Below are 13,794 nucleotides of genomic sequence, written 5' to 3'. Positions count from 1 at the left end.
TGAACAGGAGTACCCTATGGTTGTGAAGGCCTATGGCGCTTACGCAGGTGACAAACCACTTGAACCGATGGAAATGACTCGGCGCGCCCCCGGGGCGCACGATGTCGAGATCGACATCGCTTACTGCGGCATCTGCCATTCCGACTTACATCAGGCACGTGGAGAATGGCTGGAACACATTTTCCTTGTGTCCCGGGCCACGAAATCGTAGGTAAGGTGGCAGCAGTAGAGGCGCATGTGTCCGCCTTCCGTCCTGGAGATCTCGTCGGTGTGGGTTGTATCGTCGATAGCTGCAAGCATTGCGAAGATTGCGATGCGGGCCTCGAGAACTACTGCGACGCGATGGTCGGAACTTATAACTTTCCGACTGTAGACGCACCGGGCTATATACCCTTGGCGGGTATTCCCAGCAGATTGTGGTTCATGAGCGCTATGTGCTGCGCATCAGTCATCCTGAAGCCGTGCTCGCCGCAGTAGCGCCCCTGTTGTGCGCAGGCATTACCACGTTACTCGCCCCTGCGACACTGGAAAGCAGGGCCCGGCAAGAAGATCGGAATTGTTGGCATCGTTGGCCTTGGCCATATGGGTATCAAGCTCGCCCATGATGGGGGCGCATGTCGTTGCGTTCACCACCTCAGAGTCCAAGCGCGAAGCGGTCAAGGCGCTGGGCGCAGATCAGGTTGTGGTATCACGAAACGTCGAAGAGATGGCGGTCCATACGAAAAGCTTCGACTGGATCCTGAACACCGTCGCAGCGCCGCACGACCTTGACGCATTTGTCACGCTGCTCAAGCGCGATGGCGCTGGTCGGTGCACCGGCATCGCCGCACCCTCAGCAGAATGTTCTGAACCTGATTACCAAGCGACGCGCCATCGCGGGATCGATGATCGGTGGCATTGCTGAGACGCAGGAGATGCTCGGTCGAGATCGACGCGGCGTTCCGCGGAAAACAACGCCGGTTTGCCAGCCACTCCGACTACGGCCGCAGCGACACCAGCCCAGGAAGGTCAGGAACCTCCGCCTTGGGAAGGCGACAGCACCGCCACCGTTTCGCCGCCTGCAGCCCAGCCCGTGCCCGATGTCGTGGAGGACATGCTGACGATGGTGGGCTTGGGCGGCGCTTCCGCCGACAAGCATGCGAAGGAGATCCCGGCGCAGGTTCTCGACGCTCCCATTCCCGCGACAGCCGCAACGTCTCTTCCGCCACCTGTACCCGCGCCTGCACCAGTTTCGTCGGCAGCAAAACCGTCCGGGGAGCACTTCATGGCGTGGCTGAAGCAGGGAATCGCCTCACGACGACTCATCATCAACGACGCCAAGGCGCTCGTGCATACGGTGAGCGACACGGCCTACCTGGTCAGCCCCGGCGTGTTCCAACGCTACGCACAAGAACACCCGCAAGTTGGCACGCTGGCCAGGCAGGAGAGCCAACAGGATTGGCAATGGATGCAAAAGCGCTTCGAGCGGCTGCACCTGCACCGCAAGCAGCCAAACGGCCTGGACATTTGGAGCTGCGAGGTCACCGGACCGAGAAAATCCCGGCGCCTGCATGGCTACCTTCTAGAAGATGCAAGGCTGCTTTTCTCCGAAACGCCACCGAATAACCCTTATCTCTCGCTACTGGCGCTTGCGTCCCCAGACCTGAATTAATTAGTCCAACTAATAACGCTATTCAGTATCAGACGGTTACTCACGCGCACCAAAAAAAATAAACTCGGAGGTGCATTTGTCTTGATCTCAGGGGCGGTTCATTGCAGCCAACCGAAGTTTCTGATGCAGCTTAGCGCGCCGAGTCTTCAATGCGCAACGACCAGCCGGCAGGGGTTGATCGTTCTTGCTTTGACGTCTGCCCACGATCCAACAGACGAGGTGAGCCTGTTGCTCGATGTTGATCCGGAGACACCCCACAATTTGGAGGACACATCTTGAGCTACACCATCACGATCAATGGAGCGTAAGCAGTCTTCTAACGACGCCCCTCAGAGTTGCAGCGTGATACGCAAGATTCAGTTGGGCTCAGCAGGCATGTTCCACGGCAGCAGCGCCGTGTAGTCGTCGGCGGTCTGTGCGAGCGGAAGGCGCTGGAACAGCCAGGTCAGATAACGATACGGCTCGATGCCATTGGCCCGGCAGGTCTCGATGAGCGAGTAGAGGTTAGCGCTGGCCTTTGCGCCGCCGACGGAGGTCGAGAACAGGAAGTTTTTGCGGCTGACCACGAATGGTCTGATCGCGTTTTCACAAGCGTTGTTCGAGATCGGCCAATCCCCATTCTCGACGTAGCGAATGAGCTTGGGCCACTGCCCATGCAGGTATTGCAGCGCCTTTCCAAGCAGGCTGCCAGGCACTACGCTTGGCAACTGTTCGAGCAGTAGCTTCTCGATGACCGTCAGCACGCGCGCGCTGTAACGCCGACGCAGGCGCTGTCGCCGCGCTGACGGCCAGTCGGCCGAGCGCGATTCCGCGGCGAACAACCTGCCGATGAGTTTGACGAAGCGCGTGGCCGTCAATTGCGGCGTGCGCAGGGCCTTGGGCACAGCCTCCTCTGCCTTGATCACGGCACGCCGCGCGTGGGCCCAGCAACCAAGGTGAATGAGCTGGTGCTCGATCGCCAAGCCGTTGTAAAGCTCGTAGCCATCGGTCATCAACGCCGCACCTGGACGGATGCCAGCATAGATTTCCTTGGCATGTTTGGCGCCGCGTCCCGACGCGTAGCTGAACAAGCGCACGGGCGGCCCGGAGCCGTTCATTTGCGCCCACATATAGCTCTTCGTCTGTGGCCGCCGTCCCGGCTCCTTCAGGACCTGGAGGGTCGTCTCGTCGCCGTAGATGATGTCAGACTCAAGCAGCGTATCGCGCAGCAGGTTGATCACCGGCTGCACGGCCTGGCCCACGCGCACCATGCTGGCGGCGATGGTATTCGCCGAGATGTCGCCGCCGAAGCGGCGCAGTAATGCGGCCTGGCGATACAGGGGCATGCCGAACTGGTACTTGCCGGTGGCAATCCAGGCAAGAGCCGACTCGGTAAACAGGCCACGGGGGATGATACGCGGCGGGGCCGGCGTGACCTTGATGCCCAGATCGCAGCACGGGCAGGCGCGCTTGACGCGCTGGTGCTGGATGACACGGACCTGTTCCGGGATCACGTCCAGTTGTTCGCTGATCTCGACGCCGATCTCGACCAGCGCGTGGCCATCGTTTGCACAGAAGCGCTCGGACTCGGGCAGGTCGTGACGTACCACTTCGCGTGGCAGATTGGGATCGAGCGGCTTGCGACCGCGCTTGTTGCGGGTGTGAGCGGCGACCTTCGTGCCGGGCACGTCTTCCTGTGCAGGCTGTGCGTTGGCGGTGAGTGCTTCAGCCTCGTTGAACAGCCCGAGCTGGCCCGCATCACGCGCTTCGCTCTTAGCGCCGAACAGTTCGCGCCGATAGGCACGCAGTCGTTCTTCTGCCAGATCGCGTTCAGCCTTTACCAGGCGCAACTCACCCTGAAGTACATCACGTTCGAGGCGGAGTTGGCGCGCTGCGTCGCGTTCTGCGAGTAGCTCCTCGAGTTCCTCAGCGGTGATCGTGACGTTGATGGGCATGTCGGCTTGGACCGACATGCCTGTGCGCGAGTTCAACTCGTACGCACGTAGATGCGTTGGGGATGCTTCTTGATGACTGCGATGTCGATGCCGTCCAGCAACCAGTGCAACTGCTCGACGGTGAGCTTGACGATGTCAGTTGCATCGGGCCATGTAAACCTATCGACCTCAAGCCGCTTCATCAGGACCCAGAAGCCGTTGCGATCCCAGCCAAGAATCTTAATCCGGTCGCGTCGACGATTGCCGAACACGTACAGTGCCGACGACATCGGATTGAGCAACATCGCCTGCTCGACCAGGATCGAAAGGCCGTTGATGCCAACGCGGAAATCCACAGGATCGCGATGCAGGAATACCTTCAGGCTGTCGTCGAACCGGAACACGGCATCCTCCCCAGCATCTGAATGATCGTCGCCAGTTCCTCAATGTGTGCCTCGCCCAGATCGAACTCGACACCATTGGGAAGCCGCACATGCAAAGCAGCGGCCATTGCCTTGGGCTGTGGCGATGTCGCCAATGGCGCAGGTGCCGCGACGACCGGCACAAACGCAGCATGAGCCTTGCTTGCCAAGGCGTCGCTGGCAGGCTGGGCAGGGACATCGATACAAACCTCGTCAAGGCTGCCCGCACTCGGTGCGTGGTCGTGCTGCGAAGGCTCGGCCCAAGCCTGCTGCTCTCGTTCTACCAGATACCGCGCGATCCATTTGCGCAGCAGGTTGGCATTAACGCCGTAGGTCTGCGCCATCCGGGCGACCGATACGCCTGGCTTCAGGCAGGCCTCGACCAGCGCGCGCTTGCTTTGCTCGTCGAACTTGCGACGGCCATCCTTACGCGACTCAATGACTCTGAGTTCAGGGGTCTTCTCTTCCATGGTAGGTGTCCACCTTGTTGTAGGTGGACACCATCATCCCTACTCACCGATTACCTTGGTAGGGCGTCAATGAAAGACTGCTTACAATGGAGCGCAGCACACCGCTGACGTGGACGGCGATACGCCCCTGTTGTGGGTCATCCGCGACGTGCTCGGCATGACGGGAACGAAGTTCGGCTGTGGCATGGCGCTGTGTGGCGCCTGCACGGTGCATATGGAGGGTGCCGCCATCCGTTCCTGTGTGACGCCGGTGGAGGCCGCCGCTGGCAAATCCATCACCACCATCGAAGCCGTGCATACCACCGCGGCAGGCCGTGCCGTGCAAGAGGCCTGGCTGGACGTGGACGTGGTTCAGTGTGGCTACTGCCAACCGGGCCAGATCATGTCGGCCACGGCGCTGCTGATGCAGACGCCTTCCCCCACGGACGATCAGATTCGCGACGGCATGGCCGGCAACATCTGCCGCTGTGGCACTTATGAGCGCATCCACGCGGCCGTGAAGCAGGCGGCACGCATCGTTCAGCAGCCAAGCAAGGGAGCCAGATGATGAAAATCGATCATTCGGTCAACGGTCCTGCGGGCTTCTCGCGGCGCAACTTCCTCAAGGCCGCTGGCGTTGGCGGCGCCTTGCTGCTGAGCGTGGACCTGCCGATGGCGGTTGCGAAGACGCTCGCGGCGCCTGGTGGTTCCGCGCCTGCCACCTTCAACGCTTTCGTACGCATTGACTCCAGTGATGTCGTGACGCTGGTGATGCCTCGCGTCGAAATGGGGCAAGCCACCTATACTGCGCTATCGATGCTCCTCGCCGAAGAGTTGGAGATCGATCCCACGCGCGTCCAGTTGGAGCACGCCTCAGCCAATGACAAGCTCTACGCCCCCACTCCTGGCGGCCAGCAGGTGACGGGAGGCTCCGATTCGGTACGTACCGCCTGGCTGCCCATGCGACGTGCTGGTGCCGCCGCCCGCATGATGCTGATTGATGCCGCTGCGCGGGCCTGGAAGGTCGAAGCCTCCACCTGTACGGCGAAGAATGGAGTTGTACTGCACGAAGCCAGCGGCCGCCGAGCGACTTACGGCGAGCTTGCCACGCGCGCGGCGCAATTGCCGGTTCCCACCGACATTCCCCTCAAGAAGCCCGAGCAGTTCCAGATCATCGGCAGCGGACTCAAGCGCCTTGACGGTCCTGCCAAGGTCAACGGCAGCGCACAGTTCGGCATCGACGTGAAGTTGCCTGGCCTGCGCGTGACCACCGTCGCAGCCAGCCCCGTATTTGGCGGGCGCGTCAAGAGCGTGGACACACAGGCAGCGATGGCGGTACGGGGTGTGCGGCAGGTGGTGCGGCTCGATGACGTGGTTGCCGTCGTGGCGGACCACATGGGCGCAGCGCGCAAAGGCCTCGCGGCCGCCAAAGTGGAATGGGACGACGGCCCAGCCGCCGGCTATTCGACGCAAGCCATGATCGACGAACTGGCCAAGGCATCGGAGCAGGACGGCGCCATAGCCCGCAAGGAAGGCGATGTGGCGGCCGTGCGCAAGGATGCCGCCTCCAAAGGCCATCGCACCATCGAGGCCATCTACCAGCAGCCCTTGCTCGCTCACGCCACCATGGAGCCGATGAACTGCACGGTACGCCTCGGGCCGGACGGCTGCGAGATCTGGACAGGCACCCAGGTGCCCACCCGCGCCCAGGCTGCGGCGGCCGAGGTGGTAGGACTGCCCCAGGAAAAGGTGCAGGTTCACAACCAGTTGCTGGGCGGCGGGTTTGGCCGCCGTCTTGAGGTGGACTTCATCACGCAGGCGGTACGCATCGCTCGCGAGGTCAAGGGGCCGGTCAAGGTGGTCTGGAGCCGCGAGGAGGACATGCAGCACAGCGCCTATCGCCCCTACCACTACAACCGCCTGAGCGCGACACTTGATGCGCAGGGGCGTCCTATCGCTTGGCAGCACCGCGTCACCGGATCGTCCATCATGGCCCGGTTTGCACCGGCGGCCTTCAAGGACAACATCGACGCGGACGCCACCCGCGATGCCGCAGGGCCTTATGCGTTTCCCAACGTGCTCATCCAGTACGTCCGCCAGGAACCGAAGCTGCCGGGTTTTCTGACCAGTTGGTGGCGCGGCGTCGGGCACATGCAGAACGCCATCCCCGTGGAGAGCTTCATCGACGAACTGGCCCGAGCCGCGGGCCAGGACACCATCGCCTTCCGCAAGCCTCTGCTGCACAAGCACCCGAGCGCAGTGCGCGTGCTGGACGCGCTGGTCGAGAAATCCGGCTGGACTCGCCCACTGCCCAAGGGCCGTGGGCGCGGCGTGGCGCTCACGTTCGCCTTCCACACCTATGCGGCCCAAGTGGTGGAGGTCAGCGTCGATGCCGACGGCAACGTGAAGATCGAGCGCGTCGTCACGGTGGTGGACTGCGGCCGGGTGGTGTCGCCCGGTTCGGTGGAGGCCCAGGTACAGGGCGGGACGATCTTCGGTTTGTCAGCCGCGCTGTTCGGCAACATCACGATCAAGGACGGGCGCGTCGAACAGTCGAATTTCCACGACTATCGCGTGCTGCGCATGAACGAGATTCCGGCGATGGAAACTCACATATTGCCCAGCAACGAAGACCCCACCGGCATTGGCGAGCTTGCCACGGTCCTCATCACGCCGGCCTTGCTCAACGCCATCCACGACGCGACGGGCAAGCGCATCCGCAGGCTGCCCATGACGCGGGACGATCTGAAAACCACTTAAGGCCACCCCATTAGGGGGATGCGTTCCTCTGGAAAGACTGGTGCCATCCTTTCAAGCGCCGTGTGCCTTCGGCGCTTCGCCGTGTCTAGGCGCCTGTCCAGTGGCGACGGTCTGAACCTCATAGCTTTGAGGGTCAACGGCTGCGGGCTTGTCGCCAGCGATCGGTGCCATGGCGAAGAAGAGGATGGCGGGACGAACACGAGCGTGGCTGCGGCAACATGGCGCCATTGCTGGCGACCCGAAGCTTGTTGGGACCACCGTGCTGGCGAAGTAAGGCTTGCATACAGCAGACCGCCGACGCCCCCGGACAGAGACATCAGCGCATGGCCGAGCTGCCCCCTTGTGCCAGGGATCGCAGGCATGGGGATCACCGAGCGCATCAGCCAGAACGCCAGTCACAACACAGCCACACCCGCGACAGCGAAAACAATCCTGCGCCAGGCAGGAGGAACAGCGCGAAGGACCAGATGCCCCGCGAGAACCGCAGGCAGCAGCACAGTAACCGCCATGCCGACCATGACCGGCCCGAACCTCGCCAAGTCTTCCAATGTGCTCCAGGCCCGAACCGCGTCACCGGCGCGCCGAACTCGACGAGTTGACCGAGGACGATCTGCGTCTGGAAGATGCTGGCAATAGCGCCAGTCGCCACGGCGGCAGCCAGAAACGCTGCCATGTACCGAGTCATGGACTTCATCTAGCGGGCGCTATCGCCGTTTCTTTCCAGTAGCTTCGTGCGAGCGAAGCGCATCGACCACCAACGAAAACGCGGGCGATGGTTGCCGCCGGCTCGGGTAATAGAGGTAATACCCCTCGAACGGCGCGCACCAGTCGTCCAGCACGCGGATGAGCCGGCCTTCCTCGATGTGGGGCGCGAACTCTTCTTCCGGGAGAAAGGCGACACCCAGGCCCTCCAGCGCCGCCTGAACGATGTGCGGGGTGCTGTTGAGCGTGACCTGTCCCTCGACACGCACGTTCAGTTCCTTGCCCCGGCGTCCGAACTCCCAAACGTACAACCCGCCATGCGTGGGAAATCGCAGGTTGATGCAACTGTGCTTGGTCAGGTCTTCCGGCGTCTTCGGCTTCGGATGCTTGGCGAAGTAGTCCGGCGCGGCGACCGCCGCCATGCGCAGCTTCGGGCCGATCGGCGCCGCGATCATGTCCTTGTCGATGGTGTCGCCCAGGCGCACGCCCGCATCGAAGCGGTCGGCCACGATGTCCCGGAACCCGTAGTTGACGTCGAACTCCACTTTCACGTCGGGATATTGGTGCAGCAGCGGCGCGATCTTCGGCAGGAGCGTCGTCTTGAGCACATGGTCGCCGCAGGTGATGCGCACCGTGCCGGCCGGCTTGTCGCGCAGTCCCGACAACTCATCCAACTCCGCTTCGATCTCGTCGAAGCGGTACCCGATGGCTTGCAACAGCCGCTCCCCGGCCGCCGTGGGCGAGACGCTGCGCGTGGTACGGGTGAGCAAGCGAATCTCCAGTCGGGCTTCCAGCCCGCTGATGGCCTGGCTCAGAGCCGATTGTGTGACACCCAAGAGCGCGGCCGCGCGCGTGAAGCTGCCTTCTCGCGCCACCGTGACAAATGAGAGTAGATCGTTGAGGTTTCGTCTGACCATGCTTGCAGTTTCTCACCCACCTTTGATTAGTGCAACTAATATACCTTTTAAGCATTCATTAGGTAGTCAAGGTGCGCGAGAAGCGGGAAAATTTGCCACATACCGATGGAGGTCTGCGTTTAGGGCATGCGAATTCACTGACGCCCGCGCGAGCTGAAGCGTGCTCCTTCCATGTCTTTCAACCGAAGACTGCAAAGGAGTTCACATGGCCATCCAATTTGATTTCGCGGGCAAGGTCGCCTTCGTCACCGGCGGCGGCACGGGCATCGGCCGCGCCACCGCACTGGCCTTCGCCAAGGCAGGCGCCAGCGTCGCCGTGGTGGGTCGCACCGAGGCGAGCACGCAGAAACCGTTCAAATGAACGAGCAGGCCGGTGGCCGTGCGATCTCCATCCGCTGCGACGTGGCGAAGGAGGATGAAATCCAGGCGGCGGTTGCCAAGACGATCTCCACCTTCGGCCGGCTCGACTTCGTCCTGAACAACGCCGGCGTCGAACACGAGGTCATCGCCCTGGCCGACATTTCCACCGAGGAATGGGAGCGCCAGATCGGCATCAACCTGGGCGGCGTCTTCTTCAGCATGAAGCACCAGATCCCGCAGGTGCTCAAGCAAGACGGCGGCTCCATCGTCAACATCTCGTCGGGCGCTGGCGTCAAGGGCTTTGCCGGGCAGGCCGCCTACTGCGCCTCCAAATGGGGCGTCATCGGCATGAGCAAGGCTGCGGCGCTCGACTACGCTGCCAAGGGCACCCGCGTGAATGTCGTCTCGCCCGGCTTCGTCGCCACGCCCATGATGGAACGCTTCACGGGCGGCACGGAAGAAGGCCTGCGGACGGTGGTCGCCAACGAACCCGTCGGCCGCCCGGGCCGCCCCGAGGAGCTTGCAGCGACAGTGCTCTGGCTGTGCTCGGAGAAAGCTGCCTTCTCGACGGGCTCCAACCTCGTCGTCGATGGCGGACAGACCGTTTGACGTCTTCTATCACACCCAATCAATTCAATTTCGAGCAGGAAAGGACTTTCACCATGGAGAAGAACAATGAAATTGGCACCGCCGTTGCCCATCAAGACGACGCCAACGTCGGCCGTCGCAACGTGCTGAAGATGACGGCTACCGGGATCGCCGCATTGGGCGTGGGAGCAATCGCCACGGGCCCTGCCGCCGCGCAGACGCGCTTGAAGCTCAGCGACAAATGGGACAAGACCTTCCCCAAGAGTGACAAGGTTGATCACAAGAAGGTCACTTTCAAGAACCGCTACGGCATCACCCTAGCGGGCGATCTGTATCAACCCAAAGGCGCCAGCGGCAAGCAGGCGGCCCTGGTTGTCTGCGGTCCGTTCGGCGCGGTGAAGGAGCAGTCCTCGGGCCTGTATGCGCAGACCATGGCCGAGCGTGGCTTCGTCACCCTCGCGTTCGATCCATCCTATACCGGCGAAAGCGGCGGCGAACCGCGCAATGTCGCCTCGCCGGACATCAACACCGAAGACGTGAGCGCCGCCGTGGACTGCCTCGGCCTGCAACCCAACGTGGACCGTGAGCGCATCGGGGTCATCGGCATCTGCGGCTGGGGCGGCATGGTGCTCAATGCCGTCGCCGTGGACAAGCGCGTGAAGGCGGTCGTTGCCAGCACCATGTACGACATGACCCGCGTCATGTCCAAGGGCTACAACGACAGCGTGACCCTCGAACAGCGCACGCAGACGCTGGAGCAACTGAGCCAGCAACGCTGGAAGGACGCGGAAGCCGGCAAGCCCGCCTACCAGCCGCCCTACAACGAGCTGAAAGGTGGCGAGGCACAGTTCCTGGTCGAATACGCCGACTACTACCGGACGAAGCGCGGCTACCACGCGCGCTCAGTCAACTCGGGCAACGCCTGGACGTTCACCACGCCGCTGTCGTTCATGAACATGCCGATCCTCACCTACATCAAGGAGATCGCGCCGCGGCCCGTCCTCTTCGTCCACGGCGAGAACGCGCATTCGCGCTACTTCAGCGAAACCGCCTACGCGGCTGCGGCAGAGCCGAAGGAACTCTTGATCGTCCCTGGAGCCGTCCACGTGGATCTGTACGACCAGGTGGACAAGATTCCGTTCGACAAGCTGACGGCGTTCTTCAAGCAACACCTGGCCTGAGCGCGCCGATTGGCCGGTTGAATCATCAGGGATGAGGCGGATGGTGCGCCATCTGCCTCAGTGGGAAGGCGACTGCCGCAATCCCACGGCAAGGACCGGGGAGCGCCGGTCCTTTGATTAGCGACTGTTATTTACGTCGCCATGCCCGTCCAACGGATGCGCATGGCGATTTCCTATGAGCCTCGGGACAAAACAAAGAATTTCATGACACCCAACACATCTGACACTCCTGTCGGGGCACAAACCGAAACTGAAGACCGGCCCGCTTACTGGAGCGGCGTCTTCGCCCTATCCCTGTGCGTGTTCGCACTCGTGGCCTCCGAATTCATGCCCGTGAGCCTGCTGACGCCGATCGCTGACGACCTGCGGATCACCGAGGGGATGGCTGGTCAGGGCATTGCGATCTCCGGCGCCTTCGCGGTACTGACCAGCCTGTCGATCTCGGCCCTGGCCGGCACCATGGACCGCAAGAAGCTGCTGCTCGTCCTGACCGTCCTGATGGGCGTTTCTGGCGCCATCGTCGCGATGGCGCCGAACTACCTGATCTACATGATCGGGCGCGCGCTCATTGGCGTGGTGATCGGTGGCTTCTGGTCGATGTCGGCAGCTATGGCGATCCGCCTGGTGCCCTCCCGTGACGTGCCGAAGGCCCTGGCAATCTTCAACGGAGGCAACGCGCTGGCGACGGTGATCGCAGCTCCGCTGGGTGCCTGGCTGGGTTCCATCATCGGATGGCGCGGTGCCTTCTTCGCTCTGGTGCCCGTGGCGCTGATCGCATTGGTTTGGCAATGGTTCGCCTTGCCCGCCATGAAGACGCAAGCACGCGCCCCCGGCTCCGGCAACGTCTTCAAGGTGCTCAAGAGCCGCACCGTCGCCTACGGCATGGCCGGCTGCGGGGCCTTCTTCATGGGCCAGTTCGCGTTGTTCACCTACCTGCGTCCCTTCCTTGAAACGGTGACGCATGTCAGCGTGTCAACGCTGTCGCTGCTGCTGCTGGTGATCGGCATCGCGGGCTTCATCGGCACCGCGGTCATCGGCACGATTCTCAAGCGCGGCCTGTACGGCCCGCTCATCACCATTCCGATCCTCATGTCGGTGATCGCCGTGGCGCTGATTCCGGTGGGCGCCTGGGTGCTTCCCGTGGCCGTGTTGCTGGGCCTGTGGGGATTGATGGCGACTGCCACCCCCGTGGGCTGGTGGAGCTGGATCGCAAAGGCCATGCCGCACGACGCCGAAGCGGGCGGCGGCCTGATGGTGGCGGTCATCCAGTTCGCCATTGCCCTCGGCTCGACGGTTGGCGGCCTGCTTTTCGATGCCAGCGGCTATCAGAGCACTTTCATCGCCAGCGCGGTGGTGTTGCTGTTTGCCGCCTTCCTGACCTTTCAGACCTCGCGCGCGCAAGCGCGTCAAGCGGCCTGATCCCTGTCCGTATTGCAAGGGGAACCCATGGCCATCAGAACCTTTGATGTGGATGCAATCAGCACCGGCGTCTCGATGGGTGCGGCAACCCACGGCCATTCCTGGCGCGCGCGGGCCATACGGCTGCTCGGGCTGCCGCTGCTTCTCCTTGCACTGACTGGCAGCCATGCCGCCCAGGCGGCCAGTCCCGCGGGACCGGATGCCGCGCGGACCGCAAGCCAATCGGAGGAATCACGCATGTGGATGACCGTCGGCGAACGCCGCTTCGCCATCACCCTGGCCGACACCGAGGCCGCCTGCGCATTGTCCGCCAAGCTGCCGCTGACGCTGGACATGGAAGAGCTCAACGGCAACGAGAAGAAGAAGGAACTGCCCCAGGCGCTGCCCACCGCCACGTTCCAGCCGGGAACCATCCGCACCGGCGACCTTCTGCTGTGGGGAGCGCGCACCGTGGTCGTCTTCTACAAGACCTTCGATTCACCCTACTCGTACACCCGTCTTGGCCGCGTGGACGACCCTGCCGGCCTGGCCCAGGCGCTCGGCCGGGGCGATGTGCGGGTGGTGTTTTCCAAGAACTAGCTTCCGATGAAGGACAGGGAGACCTCCATGCAAAAGCCTTACGTTATCATCCATACGCTGACGACTCTGGATGGCCGAATTCACAACATCGACCTGCCGGAGTTCGACTCCGCGGCCCTCCTGTACGAGCAACTGGCGCTGCACACCGACCAGCAGGTTTTCAACATCAACGGATACCTGAACGGCCGCGTCACCACCGACGACAACAACACGTTCTATCGCAAGCCCGACGTGAACGAATCGGCCGCGCAGGTGCCCGATGGCGACTTCGTGGCGGACGCCGAGGCGACGATGTACTACGTCTCGATCGACCCGAGCGGGCGGCTGGGCTGGCAGGAGAACTTCGTAAACTACGGCACCCGCAGGGCGCACGTGGTCTCGGTGCTGACCGAGAAGGCCAGCAATGCCTACAAGGACTTGCTGAGGCGCCTGGGCATCTCCTACGTCATCGCCGGCCAGGACAAGCTGGACAACGCCCTGGTGCTGCACAAGCTGGCCACGTTGTTCGGGATGCAGCGCGTGATGATCGGCGGCGGCGGTGTCCTGAACTGGACCTACCTACAGGATGGACTGGTGGACGAGGTGAGCATCCTGATGGCGCCCGTCACCGACGCCTCGCCCCAAGCACCTGGCCTGTTCACGGCCAAAGAACCGCTGACGTCGGTTCAGCCACGCTCGTTCTCCCTGCTCGACGTGAAGCCAATGAAGGACAGCACGGTGTGGCTGCGCTACCAGGTCAACAAAGGATGAGCATCATGAAGAATGTCGTGCTGTTGGGTGGCCGGGCGCACTCTGATGTCCGTGCCGGAACCGTCCACGAAAGTGATGACATTCGGCACCGTTGGATGTCCGG

The 13,794-nt window shown here is 62.6% G+C and carries 11 protein-coding genes and 3 pseudogenes; 9 read left to right on the top strand and 5 right to left on the bottom strand.

Going from position 1 to position 13,794, the window contains the following annotated elements:
* Nucleotides 1–16: 16 nt before the first annotated feature.
* Both CTP10_RS26365 and CTP10_RS26360 read left to right on the top strand, forming a co-directional pair.
* Nucleotides 17–920 (top strand): annotated as a pseudogene (locus CTP10_RS26365) (NAD(P)-dependent alcohol dehydrogenase); the annotation flags it as partial.
* Nucleotides 921–943: 23 nt separating this feature from the next.
* Nucleotides 944–1,651, top strand: a pseudogene (locus CTP10_RS26360) (conjugal transfer nickase/helicase domain-containing protein); the annotation flags it as partial.
* 356 nt (nt 1,652–2,007) lie between these two features.
* Here the strand turns inward: CTP10_RS26360 and tnpC are convergent.
* Genes tnpC through tnpA form a run of 3 tightly spaced genes read right to left on the bottom strand, consistent with a single transcriptional unit; the run spans nt 2,008 to nt 4,456 of the window.
* Entirely contained in the window at nt 2,008–3,585 is a 1,578-nt protein-coding gene (gene tnpC / locus CTP10_RS26355; RefSeq protein WP_116321942.1) for an IS66 family transposase, read from the bottom strand.
* Nucleotides 3,586–3,617: 32 nt separating this feature from the next.
* Nucleotides 3,618–3,968, bottom strand: coding sequence for an IS66 family insertion sequence element accessory protein TnpB (tnpB, locus tag CTP10_RS26350; protein WP_147316259.1), 351 nt, complete (start codon nt 3,966–3,968; stop codon nt 3,618–3,620).
* A complete protein-coding gene (tnpA, locus tag CTP10_RS26345) occupies nt 3,944–4,456 on the bottom strand; it encodes an IS66-like element accessory protein TnpA (RefSeq protein WP_116321879.1) in 513 nt (170 codons plus the stop codon). The genes tnpB and tnpA overlap by 25 nt, the downstream gene beginning before the upstream one ends.
* 109 nt (nt 4,457–4,565) lie before the next feature.
* On the opposite strand from tnpA, the gene CTP10_RS26340 reads away from it, so the two are divergent.
* Complete coding sequence (locus CTP10_RS26340; protein ID WP_233528282.1) at nt 4,566–5,003, top strand: (2Fe-2S)-binding protein; 438 nt, start codon at nt 4,566–4,568, stop codon at nt 5,001–5,003.
* Complete coding sequence (locus CTP10_RS26335) at nt 5,000–7,195, top strand: xanthine dehydrogenase family protein molybdopterin-binding subunit (protein ID WP_199414666.1); 2,196 nt, start codon at nt 5,000–5,002, stop codon at nt 7,193–7,195. Before CTP10_RS26340 ends, CTP10_RS26335 begins: the two co-directional genes overlap by 4 nt.
* Nucleotides 7,196–7,574: 379 nt before the next feature.
* Here CTP10_RS26335 and CTP10_RS26330 read toward each other — a convergent pair whose 3' ends face one another.
* Together CTP10_RS26330 and CTP10_RS26325 are read right to left on the bottom strand one after the other, a co-directional pair.
* Entirely contained in the window at nt 7,575–7,868 is a 294-nt protein-coding gene (locus CTP10_RS26330) for a hypothetical protein (protein WP_147316258.1), read from the bottom strand.
* A 31-nt stretch (nt 7,869–7,899) separates the two neighbouring features.
* Nucleotides 7,900–8,814 carry a LysR family transcriptional regulator gene (locus tag CTP10_RS26325; protein WP_116321876.1) on the bottom strand — a complete coding sequence of 305 codons (915 nt, stop codon included), beginning with the start codon at nt 8,812–8,814 and terminating at the stop codon, nt 7,900–7,902.
* Nucleotides 8,815–9,019: 205 nt separating this feature from the next.
* Between CTP10_RS26325 and CTP10_RS26315 the strand changes: the two are divergent.
* The 5 genes and pseudogenes from CTP10_RS26315 to CTP10_RS26295 all read left to right on the top strand — a co-directional run bounded on the left by CTP10_RS26315 (nt 9,020) and on the right by CTP10_RS26295 (nt 13,691).
* Nucleotides 9,020–9,783 (top strand): annotated as a pseudogene (locus CTP10_RS26315) (glucose 1-dehydrogenase).
* A gap of 53 nt (nt 9,784–9,836) precedes the next feature.
* Nucleotides 9,837–10,943 carry an alpha/beta hydrolase gene (locus CTP10_RS26310; protein WP_116321875.1) on the top strand — a complete coding sequence of 369 codons (1,107 nt, stop codon included), beginning with the start codon at nt 9,837–9,839 and terminating at the stop codon, nt 10,941–10,943.
* 204 nt (nt 10,944–11,147) lie between these two features.
* A complete protein-coding gene (locus tag CTP10_RS26305; RefSeq protein ID WP_116321874.1) occupies nt 11,148–12,362 on the top strand; it encodes an MFS transporter in 1,215 nt (404 codons plus the stop codon).
* A 27-nt stretch (nt 12,363–12,389) separates the two neighbouring features.
* Nucleotides 12,390–12,941 carry a cyclophilin-like fold protein gene (locus CTP10_RS26300; protein ID WP_233528279.1) on the top strand — a complete coding sequence of 184 codons (552 nt, stop codon included), beginning with the start codon at nt 12,390–12,392 and terminating at the stop codon, nt 12,939–12,941.
* A gap of 27 nt (nt 12,942–12,968) precedes the next feature.
* A complete protein-coding gene (locus CTP10_RS26295; protein ID WP_199414665.1) occupies nt 12,969–13,691 on the top strand; it encodes a RibD family protein in 723 nt (240 codons plus the stop codon).
* The last annotated feature ends 103 nt before the right edge of the window (nt 13,692–13,794 follow it).

Source organism: Cupriavidus sp. P-10, assembly GCF_003402535.2.
GTDB lineage: Bacteria > Pseudomonadota > Gammaproteobacteria > Burkholderiales > Burkholderiaceae > Cupriavidus.
The sequence above is the reverse complement of the archived record's forward strand: the minus strand, read 5'-3'. Positions and strand labels throughout refer to the sequence as shown.